This is a genomic window from Synechococcus sp. MIT S9508 (assembly GCF_047303045.1).
GTDB lineage: Bacteria > Cyanobacteriota > Cyanobacteriia > PCC-6307 > Cyanobiaceae > Synechococcus_C.
This window is the reverse complement of sequence record NZ_CP138941.1, coordinates 2,165,332-2,186,557: the sequence shown is the minus strand read 5'-3', so window position 1 is coordinate 2,186,557 and position 21,226 is coordinate 2,165,332. Positions and strand designations below refer to the sequence as shown.

The window sequence follows — 21,226 nt, the reverse complement described above, 5'->3', positions numbered from 1 at the left end:
TGGATAGGGCACGGACATTACGGTGTGCAGATGTGTGGCATCTCTCCATGGGTCCGCGGCTCAACGGCTATTGGTTGATGACCTGGCTCGGCCTGGTGGCCAACCTGATCGCTCTGCCTGTGATCGGTCTGCTGGCATTTCGAGAAGGATCCTCTTCCGGCATTGCTATCACCAACATCAGCCTCGCCTTCTCACTGGCTTGGCCGGCTGCGATCGTGGGCATCGTGGCCTCAGCAGGCTTGCTGGCGCAGCGACGCTGGGGTGTGATTCTGGCCATCGTGGCCCTGTCCATGAGTCTTGCCGGGGCCATACCCTATGGCCTTGTTCGCCTGGTCCTGGGGCTTGAGCCGCAGACCATGGGATTGGGTCCTGTCGTGCTCGGGTTGATCAATGTGCTGGCGCTGATCTATTGGTGCCGCCCTGCCCATCGACGTGGCGTCAGGCTTTGAAGCCTTGGCAGCAGCTGTTCCTCAGCTCGCGGGCTTTGCTCTCTTGCTCGAGCACCCTCAATATCTGGTGGTCGATAAGCCAGCCGGCCTGCTGAGTCAGCCCGGTCTGGGGTCTCATCAACGTGATTCCTTGATCACGAGACTCCAGGACGATTGCCCTGAGCTTCGCTTGGTGCATCGTCTCGACCGGGAGACCTCTGGACTCGTTCTTGTGGCCAGAAATCAGGGCAGCCTGCGATCGCTCAGTGCTCTGTTTGCTGCCCGCAGAGTTCACAAGCTTTATCTCGCTGATGTGGTCAGCCCGTTGTTGGGACGACGGGGAAGCATTCATCTGCCCCTGGCCAGGCTGCAGCGCCAGCCGCCTTTGTATGGTCCGCATCCGGAGGGCAAGCCCTGTTGCACGCTTTGGCGCAAGTGGACGCAGTCAACCGATTGCACACGTTTGTGGTTGCGCCCTCTGACTGGCCGATCCCATCAGTTGCGGGCGCATTTGGCTGCTGTGGGGGCTCCTATCCGCGCTGATCGCATCTATACCGCTTCCGACCTTCAGGGGCCGATGCATCTGCATGCTTACGCGCTGAGTTTTCAGGACCCTTATGACCAGCGACGGGTGCGTGTGCGTTCTGCACTCCCGAACTGGGCTCAGGCTGAATGGGCTCAAGCGGAGAAGCTGCGCTTTGCGGGAATGGGATAGGGAATGCGGCGATGACGCATTCTTCGCCACACACGGACGAACGAATGCATCACCAGTTCCAGTTCGGCCCGACTGAGGCTGCTCTGACTGAGTTGTCCGTCGCTGATGCGCGCCTCAACAATCCGCTTGACCGTGTCACGAGCTTCCTGATCACTCGTGTCCGGCGGCAGTGACCGCAATGCAGCCTCGCAGCCGTCCGCCAGCATCATGATTCCGGTCTCCTTAGAGCGCGGCGTCGGTCCGTGATAGCGGAAGCGTTTCTCGGAGATGTCGGGATTCTGCTGCCGGGCCTGATGCAGGAAATAACCCATTCGCAAGGTGCCCTGATGCTCAGGAATGAAGTCTGCAATCGGGCGAGGAAGCCGATGTCGTCGTGCCAGTTTCAACCCCTCATCCACATGGGCCTGGAGGACTCCTGCACTGGCCAAAGGGTCGTTGAGCCGAGTATGTGGGTTTTCTCCACTGGTTTGATTTTCGATGAACCAGTTGGGAGCATGAAGCTTGCCCACATCGTGATAAAGAGATCCTGTCCTGATCAGGTCGATATCGGCGCCGATCGAGCGCGCACCCTCCTCGGCCAGGCCGCAGATCATTAAGGTGTGCTCAAAGGTGCCTGGGGCTTCTGAAGACAGCCGCCGCAGCAACGGGCGTTCCTGATCAGCAAGTTCCATCAAGCGTGCTCTTGTCAGCAACCCGAAGGAGCTTTCCAGCAGAGGAATGACCAGGATCGCCAGCATCATTGCCAGCCCAAGCAGCAAGGCTTCCGAGGCGAGTTCCCCGGCATCGGATGGCAAGCGGATCCATGACCCAGCAAGCGGTTGGCCCTCTCGGTTCATCAACACCAGTTCGGCCAGCCATGCACCCAGCGGCAGCAAGACGGCAAGTTGCAGCAACTGTGCTCTGCTGCGCAAGCGACCTGCTTGCAATGCAGCGACGGTGGCTGTGGCAGCGGCAATCAGCAGGCGCCCTTCCCCCAGGCCAGTCACTGGGGTTGGCCAGAGAAGACTGGCCACAGCCATCCAGGCCAATGCACTGGTTGTGCCAAGGCCCTGAGCCAGGAGAAGGGTGGGCGGCACGATCACTGCCAGGGGGCTCACCGAAGCACCAAACCAGAGTTTGCAGGCCTGACCCAGCAGCAACAGACCCAAGGCCAGCAGGCCATGGGGTGCCTCCAGGCAGGGACGTTCGCGGCGCATGACCAGCAGCAGAACCCCACAGCTGGCCAGTGCTTCTGTGAAACGGGTGAACCAGATCCCCAGCTTCGGCCGGCGATTCACCATTCCGAAGAAATCGAGAACGTCGTAGGCCTGTGAGCTGATCGACTCGCCCTTGCGGGTGATCAGATCGCCGCGATTGACTTCAATGGTGGGGATTCCTTGTTGGGTGATCAGCTCCTCGATCAGTCTCTGGCTTCGCAGTGGATCGGTCTGAAGGTTGCTGGCGCCCTGAAGCGTTGTGGTCAGCACCTTGCTGCCCAGACTGCGGCCCGCTGGCGTGCCTTGATTGAGGTCTTCGAGCTGCAGATCGCTGGCCCGTTGGAGCTGTTCCAGTGCCAGGGTGTTGACAAGCCCCTGACTGAGCATCCTGTCGAGCGCTCGGCGAAGAGCCATATCCCAATCCCGACGCTCATCCTGGGTTCGTTTCTCCAGCCATTGCTGCTCGTTGAGAGACAGGTTCACAGGTCCGATTCGCTCGGCATCGATGCTGTTCGCGACCCGTTCCAATTCGCTGAGGTGTCGCTCCAGCCTCATGCGGATCTGCTCGTTTTCCTGAGGGTCCAGAACCTGCACGAAGGTGCTGGATCCCAGGCTTGAGCGCCTCTGCTCCAGGGCTTCGCTGTCCACAACCCTGGCGTCCTTGGGGGCCTCTGCATCAAAGGGAGCGGCCAGGCCTGGTCGCAGGTCGGGTTCCACCAGCCAGGGCCAGCTGGACACCAGCGCCACCAGAACACAGAGGATCAGCAGCGTGGCTTTCTGCAACCTGTTCCAGCGCAGCACCGGGCGGCGAGGTGATTCGCTCCTGAGCCAGGACCTCCAGAGACGTGCAAGGCGATGCGAACGCAAGTCAGCCGGGAGCATTCAGCACAAACGCTAGCTCTGCCGGAGCGGCATGCTGGATTCACATACATCAGATGGCAATGGCCCTCAGGTTGGATGGCAAGGTCCTGGCCAAGACACTCGAGCTGCGGCTGCAGTCTCAGGTCCAATCTGCAATCCAGATTGCCGGTCGCCCGCCGGGCTTGGCTGTTTTGCGAGTGGGTGATGATCCTGCCAGTGCGGTCTACGTGGCCAACAAGGAAAAGGCCTGTGCCCGTGTCGGTGTTGAGAGCTATGGGTCTCACCTTCCAGCAGATGCCTCGCCTGATCAGGTGTTGCAGGCGATCCGTGCATTAAATGCTGATCACAGGGTGGACGGGATCCTGTTGCAGCTTCCGCTCCCGCAGGGATTGGATGAAATACCGTTGTTGGCTGCGATTGATCCTGAAAAGGATGCCGATGGTCTGCATACGCTGAATCTTGGCCGGTTGCTCAAGGGCGAACAGGGCCCCCGGAGCTGTACTCCTGCCGGTGTGATGGCGATGCTGCGCAGTGCGGATATCGATCCTGCGGGCCGTCGTGCCGTGGTGGTCGGCCGCAGCATTTTGGTGGGGCAGCCCATGGCTCTGATGCTGCAGGCCGCGAACGCAACGGTGACCATTGCCCACTCACGAACGAGAGATCTTGCTGCTCTGACGCGTCAGGCAGAGATTCTCGTGGTGGCGGCCGGTCGTCCGGAAATGCTTGGAGCAGAGCATGTGAGCCCAGGCACGGTCGTGGTGGATGTTGGGATCCATCGGCGTCCTGAGGGCGGACTCTGTGGAGATGTAATCGCAGCAGAGTTGGAGCCCATTGCTGCCGCGCTTTCGCCCGTGCCCGGAGGCGTTGGTCCCATGACCGTCACGATGCTTCTGGTTAACACTGTTGTGGCCTGGTGCCGTCGCCACGGGGTCGATCACGATCTGGCTGACTTGATCATCTGATGGTGCTTGCGTGCCCGCCGGCCTGACAGAATTCGCCCAGCGTTGCGCTCCCCATGACCGCCACGGCGACTAGCCCTGAAGGCGTTCCGCCGCCGGGTGAGCCCCAGCAGAGCTTTGATTTCAAGGCTTATCTGAATCAGTCTCGCGAGCGCGTCGAAGCTGCTTTGGACGCCTCGATGGGGCCTGAGCGGCCAGAATCTCTTAGGGAAGCGATGCGCTACTCCCTGCTGGCGGGGGGAAAGCGATTACGACCGATTTTGTGTCTTGCGGCCTGTGAGCTGGTGGGTGGAGATTCCTCAAAGGCCATGCCCACGGCCGTCGCGGTCGAAATGATTCACACCATGTCGTTGATCCATGACGATCTGCCGGCGATGGACAACGACGACCTCAGGCGAGGTCGGCCGACGAATCACAAGGTGTACGGCGATGCCATGGCGATCCTCGCCGGAGATGCGCTGCTCAGTCGTGCTTTTGAGATGGTGTCGGTGCGCAGTGCCGATGTGCCTGCCGAGAGGTTGGTGAAGGTGGTAGGAGAACTTGCCATGGTCTCCGGAGCGCCTGGTCTGGTAGGGGGACAGGTGGTTGATCTCGAATGCGAAGGCAAACAGGTCGACCTGGAGACGTTGGAATACATCCATCTGCACAAGACCGCTGCTTTGCTGAGGGCCTGCGTGGTGACCGGTGCCTTGATCGGTGGTGCCAGTGATGCCCAAGTTCAGGCCATGCGCACCTATGCCAATGGCATCGGCCTTGCGTTCCAGATTGTGGACGACATTCTTGATGTCACTGCCAGCAGTGAGGTGCTGGGCAAGACGGCGGGCAAGGACCTTCTAGCAGACAAGACCACTTATCCCAAGCTGATCGGTCTGGAGCCTTCGAGAACCCGCGCCCTCGAGTTGGTGGGAGAAGCTAAAGCTGCCCTGGAGCCCTGGAAAAATAAGGCTCAACCTCTGCTGGCTTTGGCCGATTACGTGGCCAGTCGGGACCGTTGACGATGGACGACGTCTCTCTCAGTATCCCCCTGCAGATTCTTGATAATGGAGTCCTGGCCTGGGGTCTTGCAGCTTGTGGTCTGGCTCAGCTGTCGAAGTTGGTGATTGAACTCATCGTCTTTCGCCGCTGGAGGCCTGCGGTGCTGATTGAAACCGGTGGTATGCCATCGAGCCATGCAGCACTGGTGAGCGGAACGGCCGCGGCGGTGGGTTGGCAAGAGGGATTCGCATCATCCGTTTTTGCCCTGGCCGCCACTGTGGCGTTCGTGGTGATGTACGACGCCAGTGGTGTGAGGCGTGCCGCCGGTTTCACCGCTGAAAGGCTCAATGCTCTACCGGAATCTCTCTGGCAGACACCCTTTGAGAAACCACTCAAAGAACGACTTGGACATTCCCGAAAGGAAGTGCTGGTTGGGAGCCTGCTCGGCCCGATGATTGCCTTGCTTGGCCTCAATTTTCTGGGATCGCCGCTTCAATTGACGCAACTGATCACCAACGCTCTGGGTTGACGTCATTCCCTCACGCTGAATTGAGCCTCACCGAGGATCAACACCAGGCCGCAGAGGCTTTCTCCGACTGGCTGCAACAGCAGGACGCTGGTCTTCCCTTCGTCCTCAGTGGCTTTGCTGGCAGTGGCAAGACCTTCCTGTCGATGCGCCTGCTGCGGCAAGTGGAAAGCAGCGGTCTCTGCTGGACCGTTGTGGCTCCAACCCACAAGGCTGTCGGGGTTTTACGTCAGGCACTCAACCTCGAAGGCCTTCAGCCCACTTGGTACCCCTCCACCATTCATCGCTTGTTGCGTCTGAAGCTCAAGCGACAGGGTGATCGGGAGCTGTGCGAATCCACTGAACAAACGGCCGGAGCGTTGGAGCATCTCGGACTGGTGCTGGTCGATGAGGCCTCGATGGTCGACAGCTCCCTGCTTTCCATTGCCTTGCAGTGTGCCCACCCTTTTAAAACGCGACTGGTGTTTGTGGGTGATCCAGCCCAGTTGCCACCAGTGGGTGAAAGCGAAAGCCCGGTATTTGGCATGAATCGTGCTGTTTCCGCCTGCTTGCGTGAGGTTGTTCGTCACCAGGGCCCTGTCCTGCAACTGGCCAGTTGTCTGCGCGATGGTCGCTTGCCCTGCGAAGTACCACCGCTGTTGCCTCCTGTTCGCTCGGATCTCGGTCAGGTGGGAGTGCTGAGTCGAGGTGACTGGTTATCGCGTGCTCAGGAGGGTCTGCGCCGTGCTGCGGCCTGCGATAACCCCGATGCGGCGAGAATCCTCTGCTACACCAATCGCCGCCTGGAAGCGTTGGTGCCCCATGCCCGCAGGGCCATTCATGGAGAGATGGCTGATCAGATGGCTGTGCTGCCAGGCGAGGTGTTGATCACGCGCACTGCGGTGATGGCACCGGCCTCCAGTGACGGAGGGGAGACCGGTGAGGAACCCGATCTGGTGTTGGGTTCCAACCGAGAACTCGTGGTTGAAGACGTGTCTCCGGAACGCTGCGATCTGGCGGAGTTCGGTGTCGCTGGTGAAGCGCAGCTGTCGTTGGCCGGACTGGGCGTGCCCGTGATTGAGACCCTCAATGCGAAGGTTCGCAGTGGCGAGCTTGAGCTCAAGCTGCGCCTTCAGCCTCCTATCGGCAGTCAGGCGAGGGAGCAACTGGATGCACTGCTGAGGCGTCTGGCTCAGGAAGCCAGGAACGCCGGGAAACGTGGCGGGCGATCGCTTTGGCGCCGTTACTTCCTGGTGAGGGATGCTTTTGCATCACTTGGACCTGCTGCAGTGCTCACGGTGCATCGAAGTCAGGGCAGCAGCTTTGGTGAGGTTTTTGTTGCTGATGATGTGTTCCCTCGCAGCCTTGAACGTCTTGCACCAGAGAGGCAGGTGTTCCATCAACAGCTGGCTTATGTGGCAGTCAGTCGTGCCAGGCATGGGGTGTACCTAGTGGGTGATAGCCAACGCAATGCAGCCACCTGGAGCAAGGCTTTACGCGGGATTGGCTAATCGGTGATGGCCACCCTTTTAAAGGCTCGCGATGCGGATTAGATCGCTGTTAGTCCGCTTATGCCCTGCCATCCCAGGTAGATCCCCAGCCCCAGGCTGACCCCACCAACCACAAGACTTCCCCTGGCAAACAGCAGCTCTTTCCCTTTCTCGAGAAGTGGAACGACCTTGTCGCGGCCGATCACAACGGCAACCAAAGGAGTGAGCAGAAACAGGCTGGCTCCGATTGTGAAAGCAATCAGACCGACTGCTTCCTGCCAGGTGGGCAACTGCGCGGACAGAACCACTCCAGCTGACTTGGCGAACAGCACGATGTCGTCGGGGCTAATGATTTCGCCGACGGAACCCAGCAACAACAGGAGCGGCAGCGGCATGGCCAGGAAACGGTCGATGCCTTTGGTCCAGACCGGCGGCTCCGAACCTTCGGTGAAGGATTTGATCAGTTCCCGTCCGCCGATGGCGACCAGCGCTCCGCCTGCCAGCAGATCCAGGCCCGTGCGGTGATGGGAGCCATGACTCATATCCAGCACAAGGGAATGGCCGACAGTGACCAGAAGCGTGGCGGCAAGAAGTGTGGTGATCACCCAGCTTGCGACGAACCATCCGCCTCGTTTGATGGGATTCGGGCCCAGGAGTAGCAGCAAGAGAACGGCGATATGAATCGGCGACAGCCCAATGCCGGTGCCATAGGCCAGCAGTTCCGCCCAGAGGGTTGTGTCGCTCATCAGAACCGGCCGTCAGCGGGCGCATTCCAGCGCACGATCGCATGATTTCCATGCTCGAAACCGAGCAGACAGAGACTTCCGGTGCTCAACATCAGCAGCTTGCCGCCCACGGCTCCCAGGCCAAGCCAGGTCCCGGTCAAGGCCCGTAGAAGATGTCCATGGGCAAATAGTGCAACGTCTCCATCTCCGGGCGATTCCATGGCAAGCCGTATCGCGGTTTCACAGCGTTCTTGCACGGCTTCAGCGTCTTCACCATTCGGACAGCCATGGGTGAACACATTCCACGCCGGCACCTTGCGCTGAATGTCAGAGGTGGTGATTCCTTCGTAATCTCCGTAATTCCATTCCAGCAACTCCTTCATCACGGTCATGCTTGCGCCTAGCCCTGCCAGTTCGCAGGTTCGCCGAGCACGTTGAAGAGGTGAGCTGAAGACAGCCGCGAAATGCTGTTGGCTTAAGACAGGAGCCAGTTGCCGGGCTTCCTCCTCTCCCTCTGGCAGTAGAGGGATGTCGGTGTTGCCTGTGTGACGTCCGGTGCGAGCCCACTCGGTGGCTCCATGGCGAAGTAGCCAGAGCTGGCGTTGATTGCTCATGGCCGGAAACAGCCGTCTCTGCTGAGATTGTGACCATCAGGAGTTGATTTGGCTTCGCAAGCAACCTCTTGCCAAAAGGTTCTCAGTGGCGGATCTCGAACCAGTCGGCACCGGTGATCGGCATCTGGCAGGGCCGAACAAGACGAACCCTCGCTTCGCTGGGACCCTGTTCACACCAAAGCCTCAGCTCGTTGAGGGGGAGCTGATCACCTTCGGCTTGCACTTCCACTCTGCCGTCATCCAGGTTGCGGACCCAGCCGCTGAGGCCCAGTTCAAGAGCCCGTCGACGACAGGCCTGCCGAAAACCAACACCTTGAACGGTTCCTTCCACCAGAAAACGCCAGCGTTCCTGAAGAGTGGCCGATCTCTGCCGGGTGTGGCGGGTCACAAAGCGGCGACGTTCCGCTTCGCTGCGAAGCCGAGCGCGGCGCGCCATCTGCAGGGGATCGTCGAGGATCCGCCCCAGTGGAGGTGGACCCAGCTTGCGTGGAGATTGGGCAGGTTCCATCCCTCAGCTCTTCGCTCAACTTTCCAACCTTCAACCTGCCACAGCGGCCCAAAGCTGCCAACGCTTTCATCCGATTCACGGCACAGTTGCCAGCGATGGAATTCATGGCCTCTAAGCCTTTCACCCTGACGCAGCAGCAGGCTGTCGGTTCGAGCCTCCAGCTGTCGGTAGCCCACCTGCAGCCGTCCTCGTTTGGCTTCAAACGGCAGGAGACCAGCCATCGCATGCAGTGTTCCGTCCGGATCGGCCAGGCCTCGACCTAGCAGCAGCATCCCTCCGCATTCGGCGTAGATCGGCTTGTCGCGAATCCATGCGTGCAGGGCTGAGAAGGTTGTTTTGCATTCACTCAGCTGGTCTGCATGCAGCTCTGGAAATCCCCCGGGCAGGATTAGGCCGGTCGCTTCTGCTGGTGGAGTCGTATCGCTTAAGGGACTCCAGGGCAGCACTGGCATCCCCAGAAGCTCCAGGCACTCCTGCATCTCGGGGTAGCGGAAGTGGAAAGCCTCATCCTGTGCGACGGCCACGGGCAATGATTGTTGCTGTGATGTCTCCAGCGCTGGAGACAGGACATGCCGAATCGGGTCCGGGCCAGGCCTTGGTGCTTTCAGGAGAGGAGCCAACACTCCCATGTTGAGGTGCTGCTCCGCCAGAGCTGCCCAGCGCCCCAGTCGCTGTTGTAGGGAGCTCAGCTCATGGGCGGGAGCAAGACCGAGATGTCGTTTTGCTAGCTCCAGGTTGGGATCCCCGGGCAGGCAGCCCAGGCAGTGCACACCGATGTCCGTGAGCACCTCCTCAAGTAGCTCCCGATGCCTGGGACTGCTCACTCGATTCAGCACAACGCCAGCAAGATTGAGGCGTGGATCAAGATCTCTAAAACCTCGAACCAGTGCGCCGAGAGATCGGGCCTGACCTCCAGCATCCACTATCAGCACCACCGGAAGGCCCAGGCTCACAGCTACATCGGCAGTACTCCCCTCGGAGCTGGATCCAATGCCATCGAACAGGCCCATCACGCCTTCAACCAGGGCCATGTCACAACGCCCGCCATAACCGTTGAAGCTGAGTTGAACCCACTCCTCGCCGCATAGAGGCAGGTCAAGGTTTCGGCAGGGCTGGTTCGCCGCTAACGAGAGCAGCTGCGGATCGAGATAGTCGGGGCCGACCTTGAAGGGCTGAATTCTGTGCCCAAGTTGGCGGGCCCAGGCAATCAGGCAGAGGCTGAGCAGGGTTTTTCCGCTGCCGCTGGCCGGAGCAGCGATCACGCAGGCCATGGTGTGAGCGGAGAGGGTTGGAGCGGAGCGACAGGAGAGCTCCCGCTCAGCGGGGGATTAGCTGATTAGCTTGGCAGCCAGCGGGGCCGCTCTAGTCAGCAGAGGGTTGGTGGAGTCATGGCCGCCTTCCAGTTGGCGAGACACATCCGCCTCGACTGGGGAATGCTGCACTGGAACGACCTCTTCAATCAACTCCATGCTGGCCATTCCACCAGCTTCGAGTCGCATGCAGCCCCCGGACTCAGCGCAGAGAATCACGCAGATCGGAGGCTGATTGTCTGGTTTGCAGATCAGGCGCAGTCCCACAATCTGACCAGGATGAATGCTGGGTTGCCCCATCGGCACTGGCGACACGCGCATCTGAACATCAGCTCCATCAGTGCGCTTGAAGTTCGCGCTGATGCTCTGGTCAGGGTTGCGCTGGGTGTGCTGCAGCTCCCATCCAAGGCGGTCGGCGATCCAGGATCCGAGCAGCAGCCCCTGAACTGGATGGTCGCCTTCGACATCAATGTCGAGCTGAACCACATGGCCAAGGGCATCGCGGCGATGCGGTGGATCGAAGACCATGGCGAGGGTCTGATGCCAGCTGCCAAGGCGCAGCCAATTCAGATCGTTGACTGCCTGCCCCGCTTCGATTCTGGAGGCCAACAGGTTGAGGCAGAAGCCAGGTTCTCCCAGGGCGGAATCGAGAATCAGACGGCGCGGTGAGCTGGCAAGTTGTTGCAGGAGCTCCGGGGCTTCATCAAGGGCTCCGTTCCACCACACCCAGGCGGGCAGTTCCTCTGGCAACAGAGGATCGAGGATCGCGAGACCCTCCTGAAGGGCAGGCTTGCCTCCACGCAACACCACCACATCCCCGCAGGCAACAGTTCCACCGCCTTCTTCCGGAAGCGGACAGTAGGCAGCCACAAGCGTTTCAAGCGGCTGTTCGGAATCAAGGCTGGGCGCCAGGGTGATCAGGCGCCGCGGGCGCAGATTGCTGAGAGCGGCATCAACATGCTGGCCTCTCAGATCCTCACTGGTATGTCCCCCGTCCATCTGGCCGAGGCACGTCGCCACTGCTTCAGTGAGCGGTGGTGTGCTGATGGGCAGATCTCCATCCACGACGGACTGACGTCCTGCTGCAATCAGCTGCGATCTCTGCACGCCAGTGATCGGGCCATCCAGGCGGCCGGTGCGCACCAGCTGTTGCTCAACCCAGGCCGGTTGCCAGATTAGCAGGCAGAACGTGTGGGCACCGAGGTTGTTGGGCTGATCCCGCGACCAGAGTTGTTCGAGATAGCCGGGGACCTCAGAGGGCGGCAGTTCGAGAGGGGTTTGAAGTGTGAGCTGGGGGGACATGGTGCAGCCGGTTGATTGGGACAGGTGTGGTCAGTCGGATCTGGTCATGGACGTCGCCAGAGCAAGCCATCACGGGCAAGGAGGGCATCGGATGCAGCAGGTCCCCAGGTTCTTGATTCATAGGGGTGAATCGGCAGCTGCCAGGGGCTGTCTTCAATCAGCTCCAGAAGAGGGGTGTAGAGACGCCAGGCTGCTTCCACTTCATCACTGCGAGTGAACAGCGTGGGATCGCCGAGCATGGCGTCGGCTAGCAGACGCACATAGCCCTCATCGGATGGCTCTCCGAATGATTCGTCGTAGGAAAATTCCATCTCCACAGGTCGGCTGCGCATGCCGGAACCTGGAGACTTCACTTCAAAACGGAATTCAGCACCTTCATCCGGCTGAATTCTCAACACCAATTGATTAGCGGTTGGCCCTCCGCCGGCGGCATCAAAGAGATGCACCGGTGCCTCCCTGAAGGTGAGCACCACCTCGCTGAGGCGCTTCGGCAGTCGTTTACCTGTGCGCACATAGAAGGGCACGCCCTGCCAACGCCAGTTGTCGATAAACAGTTTCATCGCCACATAGGTTTCTGTGGTGCTGTTGGCATCGACGCCATGCTCCTGGCGATAGCCGGGCAGAGGTGAGTCCTGGGTGCCACCGGGGCCGTACTGACCGCGGATGCAGCAGTTCCAGGGTTCGTTTTCGTCCGCCAGCCGTGCCGCCTGCAAAACTTTCGCTTTTTCACTGCGGATTGCTTCCGGGTCAAAGCGTCCAGGCGTTTCCATGGCTGTAATTGCCAGCATCTGGGTCAGGTGGTTCTGCACCATGTCCCTGAGTGCACCTGATGTTTCGTAATAGCCGGCTCGCTCCTCTACACCGACCGTTTCCGCGGCTGTGATCTGAACACTTGAGATGTAGTTCCTGTTCCAGATCGGCTCGAAAATTGTGTTGGCAAACCTCAGAACCATGATGTTCTGAACGGTCTCTTTGCCCAGATAGTGGTCAATGCGGAAGATCTGATTTTCCTGACCACAGCTCTGAACCACCCGATTGAGGTTCTGGGCGCTTCCGTAATCCCTGCCAAAGGGCTTTTCGATCACCACACGACTGCGTTGCGGATCCTTCAGCAGGCCGGCGTCGGCGAGAGAGCGGCAGCCACTGCCATAAAACTTGGGTGAAACCGATAGATAAAACGTACGGTTGCTGCGGGTTGCTCGCGTCCTGTCGATCTCGTCCAGTCGGAGCCCGAGCTTGACCAGATCCTCGGGCTGCTGAAGATCCACCGGTTCGTAAAACATTCCTGCCGAAAACTGCTCCCAGGCAGCACGGTTCTCATTCACCGAGGTCTCCATGGCTTCCGCCATTTTTTGGCGGAATTCCTCATCACTCCATGGGCGCCGAGCACATCCCAGCACTGCAAATTCACTGGGCAGGCGTCGCTGTAGAAACAACTCGAACAGGGCCGGCACCAATTTGCGATGCGTGAGGTCACCACTTGCGCCGAAGATCACCAGGCATTGGGGAGCGATCACGCGCTCCTGACGCAGGCCGACCCTCAGCGGGTTTGTCATCGTTGCGCTCATGACACCGGAAGCTCTGACGCAGGTTTAACCAGGAATCCCCGCGCTGACAGTGCTCCGGAACATCCCGCGACGTTTTGTCGTCGTCTCGGGACAACCCAAACAAAAAAAGCCCACCATGCGGCGGGCTTTTGTCTTGAATCTGACTGAGAAAACTCAGTAAGTCTCAACGTGCCATCGGTCTGCCTTCTTCAGCTGAGGACGTAACTCTGACCAGTCCAGGCCCTTGGAAGATGCAGCCGCTGTCATGGCTTCATCGATGCCGGGTTCCATTCCACGCAGTCCGCACATATAGACGTGAGTCTTGGAATCTTCGATCATTGAGAAGATTTCATCGGCATGCTCAAGGACACGGTCCTGGATGTACATGCGACCGCCTTTCGCGTTTTTCTGCTCACGACTAATCGCTTTCGTGTAGCGGAAGTTGTCAGGATATTCAGCCTGATACTTCTCGAAATCGTCGTCGTAAAGGAGGTTTGGAGTTTTGGGAGCACCCATGAACAGCCATGCCTTCCCACGGAACTTCCAACCGTTTTTGTCACGTTCGCTGGCTTCAAACATGCGGCGCAGATAGGTGCGCATTGGGGCGATGCCTGTGCCGGTGGCAAACATGATCACATTTGCTTCTTCATCCTCAGGAAGCAGCATCTCTTTGCCAACTGGGCCTGTGATCTTGACTTTGTCTCCAGGGTTGATGTCGCAGAGATAAGTGGAGCAGACACCTTTGATCTCTTCTCCTGCCTCGTTCTGATATTCGAGCTGGCGCACGCAGAGTGAGACGGTCTTGCCCGCCATGTCGTCTCCATGGCGCGTGCTGGCAATCGAGTAAAGACGCAGCTTGTGTGGCTTTCCTTTGGCGTCGGTCCCTTCAGGAATGATGCCGATCGATTGACCTTCGACGTATTCGAGAAGTGGATCACCACCACTGAGGTCGAAGGTGATGTGCTGGACCCGTCCGATAGCCCCATCTTGCAGAAGGCTGTAGTTGTCCAGAACGGTTCCCACGAATGGGGTCTTGGGTTTGTAGAGATTGACGGGAACCGACTGGTGAGCAGGCTTTGCAGGAGCCTTGGAAGCGTCCACTTTGGTTTCTGGCTTGGTAGAAGCTTTAGCTGCAGCTGCTTTGGATACAGGCTTTGCGGAAGCCTTTTTGGCAGAACCCTTTGAGGCGGAAGCCTTCGAGGAAGAAGCCTTCGAGGAAGAAGCCTTGGCAGCAACAGCCTTAGCGGTTGTAGCTTTTGTAGCCTGCTCACCAGCCTGGATTGGCTCATTGTTTGGAATCACAGACTGAATCCGGCCACCTCTGGCATTGATGGTCTGGACAGTGGTTTGCAGGCGGTCGTAGGAAACGGTGATGCGTTCTTCCGATCGAATGTGTTTGCCGGCCTGCAGCCAGACAACGACCAGCGTGAACATCCGTTCGTTGTAGCTGCTGGTACCCGCCGAGCTGACACGCATGGAATCTCGGTTCCCTTGAAAGATCGCGCGATCATAGTCGTGTCATCAACGTCGGCCTTAAGTCGACCCGACCTTCACATCAGATTGCGGTCTGGTCTTCAGCCTGACTTCCCTTAGGATTCCCTTGTTAAGTTCTTCAGGTTGAACTTCGCCGACTCTTTGACGACTCTTCAGCGAGCAACTAGAGGCCGTCAGCAGACGATTGAGCAGACCATTGAGCGTCTGCCGCAAGGGGTTCGTCGGCTGGCTGTTCAGCTGCGAACGGATCAAACAGTGGATCACCTTTGGCAGGTGCTCACTGACTATGAAGGTCTCAGCAATTTCATCCCCAATCTCAGCAGTAGCAAGCTGATTGAGCGTTCAGGTAATCGAGTCACGCTCGCCCAGGTTGGTAGTCAGCAACTGGTTTTAGGCCTGAAATTCTCGGCTGAAGTCCAGCTGGAACTTACGGAGCATCGTCCCGAAGGATTGCTTCAATTCAAAATGCTGAAAGGTGATTTTCGGCGTTTCGAGGGTGCCTGGCGTTTGCAGGCTGTTCCTGATCAAACACTGGTTCTTTACGAACTCACCGTTCAGGGATGCATGGGCATGCCCGTGGCACTGATTGAACAGCGTTTGCGACAAGACCTCAATGACAATCTCCTTGCGGTTGAGAAAGAAACGATTCGCAGATTCACTGAGGCCTGAGCGATTCTCTTGAGTAGAGCTTTTGGGGTTCTTAAATGAGCTCCTCAGTCAATGATCAATTGTCATAAAAAAACATCCATTCTCTGGATGTGATGCTGCACGAAGCAAATCAATCAATACCCCCAAGGGGATTCGAACCCCTGTCGCCTCCGTGAAAGGGAGGTGTCCTAGGCCTCTAGACGATGGGGGCGAGGCCGTGCTCTCAGGTGTTCTCCCGAGCACCAAATGAAATTACGGTTCCGACTGACCCTCCGTCAAGGCAGCGGTCAACTTCTCTTGTCCTTGTCCTTGCCAGACAGGGACATTGAAGGTGAAGCAGGCTCCTTTTCCTGGTTCTGAGACAACTCCAATGCGTCCGCCATGCACCTCAACGATTCGTCGGCAGACGGAAAGTCCAACTCCAAATCCCGATGTTCCTCCAGAGGTTTGAGGCAGCCGCACACGGTCCAAAAAAATGCGTTGCTGTTCTGCTTCGGGGATGCCAGGACCGCTGTCGCTGATACTGACCTGCACCCACTGACTGGTGCGATGAACCATGGCTAGTGCAATCGTGCCGCCGTCCTGGGTGTATTTGAGTGCGTTCTCCAGAAGATTGAGCAGCACCTGACGCATGCGCCGCTGATCAGCGAAGACGAGTGGCAGATCGGCCGGAATGTCGGTGTTGATGGTCACGTCCCGGCCGAGCCAAAGCTTCTCCAGTTCAAGGATGGCTTCTGCGGCAATGCTGGCCAGGTCAAGTCTCTGGGGGTTGAAGAGAGCTTCCCAGCGTGTGCTCCCCACCTCCAGCAGATCCTTGGACAGCAAAGCGATTTCATCGAGGCGACGTTTTAAGACGTCGCGGAATCGGTTGAGATCAATCTGACCAAGCTGCTGGCTCTGAAGTGCCAGTGTTGCGGCTGTTAGGGGCGTGCGAAGTTCGTGGGCCACCATCCTCAGAAGACGCTCCTGAGATTGCAGGCGGTCAATCAGGGTTTCATTTTCCTGCCGCAGCACCAACAGCTGATCCTCGAGTTGAAGCTCGCGCTGGGTGCGACTTCCGTCGAGTTCCGTGGGCTTCAGGCTCAGGCCAAGTCCGCTCACGACTTCATCCTGTTGCCAGCGAGGCACCCAGCCTCGAAGCTGCTGAAAAATGCTGCTACCCGCAAAAACCTGCTTTGGCATGGGCTGAAGCTTCACCAATGCAGGCGTCACCACCAATCGGTGGAGTTCCAGCAACTCTGGGTGCTCCACAGGATCAGCCACCTGGAGTGTCACGTCAAAACCGCAGTCCTCCTGTTCCAGGAACTGGATCAGCGAACGCAGATCACCGCTGGAGAGATGGTGACGACCTGCGACTAGGAGCAGAGTCAGCTGCTGACGTGGTGTGGGATCGATCCCGCCCACCAAGTGTTGCTCCAAAAGATGAGCCTTACCTTATGGGTTTTTGCAAAGGTCAGCAGAACCGCTAAGACGATTTTGAACAGACTGTTGTCAGTCAGGACTTTTCATGGCCCTTCTTCCTGTTGAACGCCGTGGTGCTCCACCTCCGGATGGTGAGTCCCCGGCTTCGCAGCGGGTTTACCTTGACAGCAATCTCAGGCGTTGGTTTGCGCGAAATCTCGGCCTTTGGCGTTCACGACGTCAATACGTTTTTAAGAATGAGGAAGTTCTTTTCCTGGACATGATGATCCGGGTGGAGATTTTTGCGGAATCACGTGTTGGCAAGCCCCACTACCGCATGAGCTGGTGGCCTGAACATGAAACAGATTTCTTCGATCGCAAACCCCGTTACCAGCGTGAAGGCGTCATGGAAGCAACGCTGATGGGTCACCAGTTGCTACGCAGTCGTGCCTATCTCGAAGAAGTCGAGTCGCGAACGCGGATTCGTCAGGTGGATGAACATGAAGTGGTCTTCGAATCGCATTACCTGGACTGGGATGTGCAGGAATACACACGATTGATCGATCAGGATCGTTTCCGATCACGTGCGATCTACAGCTGGCAGAAAGGTGATCTGGAAATCGTGGAACATCACCACGAAACCCGTCTTGAAGATGCTTCCGCTCCGATTGACACTGAGTGAGTTGAGTTTTCTTCGCTGTCTACGTCGGTCCCAAGCAGTGCGTTTTTCTGGATCAGTACTGTTGTCTCGTTATCAAAGTCCTTGTAAGCCCTGACTGGCTTGATGGTCTGGCAGTGGTTTGAGCTGAGTGCCGACCAACGTCATGACAGGAATGCTGGTTCTGTTCTCAACCTGGAAGCACCCCTTTGTCCGGACACTGAGCAGTTCCGCTGCTGGTAAGGGATGGATCTTGTCGCAACCGCTTCCTAGCCATTTTTCGCTGATATGAGGCAGCATGGGACCGCTCCCCTAAGTCTGTCAGTGCGTATCCCCCGTCCCAGTCTTCCGAAGGCGTTTCGAACTGGTCTGCTTCTCGCAGCGATTCCTCTCAATACTTCAATTGCATTCGCTCAAGGGGCAGCTGGAGCAACAACCCCGGCCACGGGGATTGAAATCGAGCGGATGGTTTCAATCGCTTCAATCAATATGTGCATTTTGTCGAAAAGCAAGGTTCCATTCGTGACTGCAATGCAGGCCAACATGGTTCCAATGGTCAGTTACATCAAAGAAGTCAACGGTTCCAAGATTAAGGGTGTCAAGAAAGGGCAGGCGTTGACTCCAGAGGAGGTCGCCAATGGTCTGGCGTTGCAATTGTTGCCAGTCGTTGGCATCCGTTGTGGCAAGGACTTGCCACAGGATTACAAGAAAGAGGTGACAAAGGCAGAGAATCTATTGAAGTCTCAGTCAGGAAGCTGACATTTGATTGCCCAGGCCTGTTCCAGCAATTGTTGGTGTAGGTCTGGCCTCTTGATTAAGCTTATTGAGTCTCGAATGTAAGTTTCATTCATGAGGTTTGTTGCGTTAAATGTTTAAGTTAATTGAGAAAGCTTGGTTAACTTTTTGATCTCAGTTTGAAACTTTCTTTTGTGATTCCCAAGACATCGACGTTCCAATCATTAGTACGGGCGGCGTATTCTCCACCCTGAAGAACCGTTTTTCGCAAAGCTGAAGCTTGAATCCGCGATTTTTGTTGATTGGTGAGGTTTTCCCTCCCGCCACCTTTTGATTCAGGGAGCCAAGATCAAAGCAGAGTGAGCTGTTCATGGTTCCCACCGCATCCTCTGAGTCGGCCATCAGCTGGGCGGGAGTTACCCCGCCTAAGCGTTTGTCTGACTATCGGCCTTTCCCATTTTCCATCCCCAGGATTGAGCTGAATGTGGTGGTGCATCAGCCTGATTCAGTTTTGGTCACGGCTGATCTGCACCTTGAGCCCTCCGATTCAAAGGCAGCCACTCCGCTGATCTTGCGTGGAGTTGATCTAGAGCTGATTTCAATCTTGCTCGATGGGCATCCCCTGGAGTCGAGCAGCTATCTCTTGAATGATGAGCAGCTGGAAATCCCTTCACCGCCAACTCAGCCCTTCACGTTGACGACTGTCAGTCGTCTTGATCCTCAGGCCAATACCTCACTGGAAGGCTTGTATGAAAGTGGCGGAATGCTCACAACGCAATGTGAGGCAGAAGGGTTCCGACGCATCACCTTTCATCCAGATCGTCCCGACGTTTTGAGCCGCTACCGGGTTCGGATCGAGGCGGATCGCGCACGCTTTCCCGTGCTGCTCTCCAACGGAAACGAAATCAGTGCTTCGGCTCTCGCAGACGACGCCTCTCGGCACGAGGTCGTCTGGGAAGATCCCTTCCCCAAGCCCTCTTACCTGTTTGCTCTCGTTGCTGGCGACCTGCGCGAAATCAAAGATCATTACTCCACTGCTTCCGGGCGGGACGTCACGCTGCGTCTGCATGTGGAAGCAGGTGATGAGCCCTTCACCGCCCATGCCATGGCGTCGTTGAAGCGTTCCATGGCATGGGATGAGTCCGTTTATGGACTCGAGTACGACCTTGATGAGTTCAATACCGTCGCGGTGCGCCACTTCAATATGGGCGCAATGGAGAACAAAAGTCTGAATATTTTTAATTCCAAGCTGGTTCTTGCTGATGCAGAATCCGCAACAGATGGGGAACTAGAGCGGATTGAAAGTGTTGTTGGGCATGAGTATTTTCACAACTGGTCCGGTAATCGAATTACCTGTCGTGATTGGTTTCAGTTGTCGCTGAAAGAAGGTCTCACGGTGTTTCGAGATCAGTGCTTCACCGCCGACCTTCATTCCGAACCTTTGAAGAGGATTGAAGATGCAGCGATGCTTCGCAATACGCAGTTTCGAGAGGATTCAGGCCCAACAGCCCATCCGGTGAAGCCGGACTCTTATCAGGCTATTGATAATTTCTACACAACCACGATTTATGAAAAGGGGGCGGAGCTGATTCGCATGTTGCGGACCTTGCTTGGGCCTGAACGTTTCATGCGAGGCATGAGCTTGTATTTCAAGCGGCACGACGGAGAAGCCGCCACAACAGAGGATTTTGTGAACGCGATTGTGGATGGCGCGGGAGCAGATGGTCAGCCTCTCGGATTTGATGTCGAGCAATTTCGGCTCTGGTACCACCAGGCGGGAACGCCTCATGTCACGGTGAAATCTCATTGGGATGGCGAAGCCGGACGTCTGAGCCTGACGCTGCAGCAGTCCACGCCTCCAACGCCAGGTCAGGAACGGAAGCAACCACTGGTGATTCCTGTCCTTTGGTCTGTCCTGCAGGCCAATGAAGGTGCCGGAGAAGAACGGCTATTTGTGCTTGATCAGGAGACACAGACCGTTGTCCTGGAGGGGTTGTCTCCTGCTGCACAGCCCCCGGTTGTCTCGTTATTCCGACGTTTTTCAGCTCCGGTGACCTGGGCATCCGGCCAGGCCCTCGACGATCTGTTTGCGCTGTTTGCTGGGGATAACGACGCCTTTGCCCGCTGGGATGCTGGCCAGCAGCTGTGGAAGCGGCTGATTCTTCCCCGTGCAGCAGGAACTCCTGAGTCAGAACTGGAGTCACGGATGCTGGATGCCCTTGGCCAGCTCCTCGCTGTTGATGGCGAAAAAGACCCTGCCGTGTTGGCCACTCTCCTGGCTTTTCCTGGTCCTGCCGAACTTGAGTCACTGCAAAAAGAAGCCGACCCTCCTGCTCTGGAGAGAGCCACTTGTGAACTGAGAGAGCTGCTCGGATCCCAGCTGGCACCGTTGCTGACGTCCAGGCTCGATGGCGTTGCGTCCAGCCTGGATCAAGTCTGGCCCGCGGGCCAGGGCGAGCGCCAGCTCACGGGTCTGATCTGGAGCTGGTTGGCTGCTGCCGGTGATTCAGGGGCCCGCTCCGATGCTGCTCAGGCGGTGGAAGGACCCTCGATGACGTTGGCGCGTGCCGGCCTGCGGGCCTTGCAGCCGATTGACTGTGATGAGCGCGACCAGGCTCTCCGATCGTTCCACGATCGCTGGCAGGAACGTCCGGTGATTTTCGATACCTGGTTTTCGCTGGAAGCTTCAACACCGCGCGCAGATGCTCTTGAGAGGGTTGCGGCTTTGCTGGACCACCCCCGTTATGACCCGATGGCCCCGAATTCAGTACGTGCTGTGCTGGGTGGGCTTGTTGGTAATCCTCGTGTCTTCCATGCCCTTGATGGCAGTGGATATCAGTTCATGGCCGAACAGATCATCGCCGTGGATCAGCGCAATGCCATCACAGCATCGCGGCTCGCCAAGGTGTTTAGCCGTTGGCGCACTTACGGCAGCGAACGTCAGGCTGCCGTGAAGCGGGCCTTGTCAACACTTGCTTCGGCAGATCTCTCCACAAACACCCGTGAAGTGGTGACGTTGATGGAAGCCTGACGCTTTTTCTTTCGATTCGGCCGAGGGTGATGGGCTGTGCAACGTTCAGAAGGTTTGAGCGTTTGGGTGGTGTTTTGTGCCGCTCATCACCACTGCGTTACGCCCTGTGAAACTGAATTGACTC

20 protein-coding genes and 1 tRNA gene are annotated in these 21,226 nt (G+C 57.7%); 10 read left to right on the top strand and 11 right to left on the bottom strand.

The annotated features are described in order from the left end of the window. Nucleotides 1–47 precede the first annotated feature (47 nt). The gene (locus tag SIB42_RS12080) at nucleotides 48–449 is read left to right on the top strand and encodes a hypothetical protein (RefSeq protein WP_067097773.1); all 402 of its coding nucleotides are present in this window, start codon (nucleotides 48–50) and stop codon (nucleotides 447–449) included. Further along, the gene (locus SIB42_RS12075) at nucleotides 433–1,143 is read left to right on the top strand and encodes an RluA family pseudouridine synthase (RefSeq protein WP_231856482.1); all 711 of its coding nucleotides are present in this window, start codon (nucleotides 433–435) and stop codon (nucleotides 1,141–1,143) included. The genes SIB42_RS12080 and SIB42_RS12075 overlap by 17 nt, the downstream gene beginning before the upstream one ends. On the opposite strand, the gene SIB42_RS12070 is transcribed toward SIB42_RS12075, so the two are convergent. Then, nucleotides 1,107–3,221, bottom strand: coding sequence for an HDIG domain-containing metalloprotein (locus tag SIB42_RS12070; protein WP_067097776.1), 2,115 nt, complete (start codon nucleotides 3,219–3,221; stop codon nucleotides 1,107–1,109). The two genes, SIB42_RS12075 and SIB42_RS12070, sit on opposite strands and share 37 nt — an antisense overlap. A 59-nt stretch (nucleotides 3,222–3,280) precedes the next feature. Between SIB42_RS12070 and folD the strand changes: the two genes are divergently transcribed. Genes folD through SIB42_RS12050 form a run of 4 tightly spaced genes read left to right on the top strand, consistent with a single transcriptional unit; the run spans nucleotide 3,281 to nucleotide 7,150 of the window. Continuing rightward, nucleotides 3,281–4,162: a bifunctional methylenetetrahydrofolate dehydrogenase/methenyltetrahydrofolate cyclohydrolase FolD gene (folD, locus tag SIB42_RS12065; protein ID WP_067097780.1), complete on the top strand. Its 882-nt coding sequence runs from the start codon at nucleotides 3,281–3,283 to the stop codon at nucleotides 4,160–4,162. 53 nt (nucleotides 4,163–4,215) lie between these two features. Then, nucleotides 4,216–5,154 (top strand): geranylgeranyl diphosphate synthase CrtE, encoded by a 939-nt coding sequence (crtE, locus tag SIB42_RS12060; protein WP_067097783.1) that lies wholly within the window; start codon nucleotides 4,216–4,218, stop codon nucleotides 5,152–5,154. A gap of 2 nt (nucleotides 5,155–5,156) precedes the next feature. Next, nucleotides 5,157–5,663, top strand: a complete 507-nt coding sequence (locus SIB42_RS12055) for a divergent PAP2 family protein (protein WP_067097787.1) — start codon at nucleotides 5,157–5,159, stop codon at nucleotides 5,661–5,663. Beyond that, nucleotides 5,660–7,150, top strand: coding sequence for an ATP-dependent DNA helicase (locus SIB42_RS12050; RefSeq protein WP_067097789.1), 1,491 nt, complete (start codon nucleotides 5,660–5,662; stop codon nucleotides 7,148–7,150). The genes SIB42_RS12055 and SIB42_RS12050 overlap by 4 nt, the downstream gene beginning before the upstream one ends. Nucleotides 7,151–7,188: 38 nt before the next feature. Here the strand turns inward: SIB42_RS12050 and SIB42_RS12045 are convergent, their stop codons facing one another. From SIB42_RS12045 to SIB42_RS12015, 7 genes are all read right to left on the bottom strand, one after another. After that, the gene (locus SIB42_RS12045) at nucleotides 7,189–7,875 is read right to left on the bottom strand and encodes a GAP family protein (protein WP_067097792.1); all 687 of its coding nucleotides are present in this window, start codon (nucleotides 7,873–7,875) and stop codon (nucleotides 7,189–7,191) included. Then, a complete protein-coding gene (locus tag SIB42_RS12040) occupies nucleotides 7,875–8,468 on the bottom strand; it encodes a histidine phosphatase family protein (RefSeq protein ID WP_067097795.1) in 594 nt (197 codons plus the stop codon). The genes SIB42_RS12045 and SIB42_RS12040 overlap by 1 nt, the downstream gene beginning before the upstream one ends. Nucleotides 8,469–8,550: 82 nt before the next feature. After that, nucleotides 8,551–8,904 carry an acylphosphatase gene (locus tag SIB42_RS12035; protein ID WP_067097798.1) on the bottom strand — a complete coding sequence of 118 codons (354 nt, stop codon included), beginning with the start codon at nucleotides 8,902–8,904 and terminating at the stop codon, nucleotides 8,551–8,553. After that, nucleotides 8,853–10,247 carry a cobyrinate a,c-diamide synthase gene (locus SIB42_RS12030; RefSeq protein ID WP_067097801.1) on the bottom strand — a complete coding sequence of 465 codons (1,395 nt, stop codon included), beginning with the start codon at nucleotides 10,245–10,247 and terminating at the stop codon, nucleotides 8,853–8,855. Before SIB42_RS12030 ends, SIB42_RS12035 begins: the two co-directional genes overlap by 52 nt. Before the next feature lie 57 nt (nucleotides 10,248–10,304). After that, the gene (locus SIB42_RS12025) at nucleotides 10,305–11,588 is read right to left on the bottom strand and encodes a glucose-6-phosphate dehydrogenase assembly protein OpcA (protein ID WP_067097804.1); all 1,284 of its coding nucleotides are present in this window, start codon (nucleotides 11,586–11,588) and stop codon (nucleotides 10,305–10,307) included. 44 nt (nucleotides 11,589–11,632) lie between these two features. Continuing rightward, a complete protein-coding gene (gene zwf / locus SIB42_RS12020) occupies nucleotides 11,633–13,156 on the bottom strand; it encodes a glucose-6-phosphate dehydrogenase (RefSeq protein WP_067097807.1) in 1,524 nt (507 codons plus the stop codon). A gap of 153 nt (nucleotides 13,157–13,309) precedes the next feature. Continuing rightward, nucleotides 13,310–14,611, bottom strand: a complete 1,302-nt coding sequence (locus SIB42_RS12015) for an FAD-binding oxidoreductase (protein ID WP_067097810.1) — start codon at nucleotides 14,609–14,611, stop codon at nucleotides 13,310–13,312. 159 nt (nucleotides 14,612–14,770) lie between these two features. Here SIB42_RS12015 and SIB42_RS12010 point away from each other — a divergent pair, with 159 nt between their 5' ends. Then, nucleotides 14,771–15,298 carry an SRPBCC family protein gene (locus tag SIB42_RS12010; protein ID WP_067097813.1) on the top strand — a complete coding sequence of 176 codons (528 nt, stop codon included), beginning with the start codon at nucleotides 14,771–14,773 and terminating at the stop codon, nucleotides 15,296–15,298. A 117-nt stretch (nucleotides 15,299–15,415) separates the two neighbouring features. Here the strand turns inward: SIB42_RS12010 and SIB42_RS12005 are convergent. Both SIB42_RS12005 and SIB42_RS12000 read right to left on the bottom strand, forming a co-directional pair. Continuing rightward, nucleotides 15,416–15,488 (bottom strand) — tRNA-Glu (locus tag SIB42_RS12005). A gap of 41 nt (nucleotides 15,489–15,529) precedes the next feature. After that, nucleotides 15,530–16,681, bottom strand: a complete 1,152-nt coding sequence (locus SIB42_RS12000) for a histidine kinase (protein ID WP_067097911.1) — start codon at nucleotides 16,679–16,681, stop codon at nucleotides 15,530–15,532. 103 nt (nucleotides 16,682–16,784) lie between these two features. Here SIB42_RS12000 and SIB42_RS11995 point away from each other — a divergent pair, with 103 nt between their 5' ends. Then, on the top strand, nucleotides 16,785–17,360 hold the full coding sequence (locus SIB42_RS11995) for a hypothetical protein (RefSeq protein ID WP_067097816.1): 576 nt from the start codon (nucleotides 16,785–16,787) through the stop codon (nucleotides 17,358–17,360). Between the two features lie 300 nt (nucleotides 17,361–17,660). Continuing rightward, nucleotides 17,661–18,095 (top strand): hypothetical protein, encoded by a 435-nt coding sequence (locus SIB42_RS11990; protein ID WP_156485263.1) that lies wholly within the window; start codon nucleotides 17,661–17,663, stop codon nucleotides 18,093–18,095. 150 nt (nucleotides 18,096–18,245) lie between these two features. Here SIB42_RS11990 and SIB42_RS11985 read toward each other — a convergent pair whose 3' ends face one another. Beyond that, entirely contained in the window at nucleotides 18,246–18,443 is a 198-nt protein-coding gene (locus SIB42_RS11985) for a hypothetical protein (protein ID WP_156485264.1), read from the bottom strand. On the opposite strand from SIB42_RS11985, the gene pepN reads away from it, so the two are divergent. Further along, on the top strand, nucleotides 18,442–21,102 hold the full coding sequence (gene pepN, locus SIB42_RS11980) for an aminopeptidase N (protein ID WP_067097822.1): 2,661 nt from the start codon (nucleotides 18,442–18,444) through the stop codon (nucleotides 21,100–21,102). The genes SIB42_RS11985 and pepN overlap by 2 nt on opposite strands. Nucleotides 21,103–21,226: the final 124 nt, after the last annotated feature.

Coding starts and splice junctions, on each gene's coding strand:
- SIB42_RS12045 (WP_067097792.1), bottom strand. CDS start 7,875: ATGAGCGACACAACCCTCTGGGCGGAACTGCTGGCCTATGGCACCGGC.
- SIB42_RS12055 (WP_067097787.1), top strand. CDS start 5,157: ATGGACGACGTCTCTCTCAGTATCCCCCTGCAGATTCTTGATAATGGA.
- SIB42_RS12015 (WP_067097810.1), bottom strand. CDS start 14,611: ATGCGTGTCAGCTCGGCGGGTACCAGCAGCTACAACGAACGGATGTTC.
- SIB42_RS12025 (WP_067097804.1), bottom strand. CDS start 11,588: ATGTCCCCCCAGCTCACACTTCAAACCCCTCTCGAACTGCCGCCCTCT.
- SIB42_RS12080 (WP_067097773.1), top strand. CDS start 48: ATGGGTCCGCGGCTCAACGGCTATTGGTTGATGACCTGGCTCGGCCTG.
- SIB42_RS12035 (WP_067097798.1), bottom strand. CDS start 8,904: ATGGCGCGCCGCGCTCGGCTTCGCAGCGAAGCGGAACGTCGCCGCTTT.
- pepN (WP_067097822.1), top strand. CDS start 18,442: ATGGTTCCCACCGCATCCTCTGAGTCGGCCATCAGCTGGGCGGGAGTT.
- SIB42_RS12040 (WP_067097795.1), bottom strand. CDS start 8,468: ATGAGCAATCAACGCCAGCTCTGGCTACTTCGCCATGGAGCCACCGAG.
- zwf (WP_067097807.1), bottom strand. CDS start 13,156: ATGAGCGCAACGATGACAAACCCGCTGAGGGTCGGCCTGCGTCAGGAG.
- folD (WP_067097780.1), top strand. CDS start 3,281: ATGGCCCTCAGGTTGGATGGCAAGGTCCTGGCCAAGACACTCGAGCTG.
- crtE (WP_067097783.1), top strand. CDS start 4,216: ATGACCGCCACGGCGACTAGCCCTGAAGGCGTTCCGCCGCCGGGTGAG.
- SIB42_RS12030 (WP_067097801.1), bottom strand. CDS start 10,247: ATGGCCTGCGTGATCGCTGCTCCGGCCAGCGGCAGCGGAAAAACCCTG.
- SIB42_RS11995 (WP_067097816.1), top strand. CDS start 16,785: ATGGCCCTTCTTCCTGTTGAACGCCGTGGTGCTCCACCTCCGGATGGT.
- SIB42_RS12070 (WP_067097776.1), bottom strand. CDS start 3,221: ATGCTCCCGGCTGACTTGCGTTCGCATCGCCTTGCACGTCTCTGGAGG.
- SIB42_RS11985 (WP_156485264.1), bottom strand. CDS start 18,443: ATGAACAGCTCACTCTGCTTTGATCTTGGCTCCCTGAATCAAAAGGTG.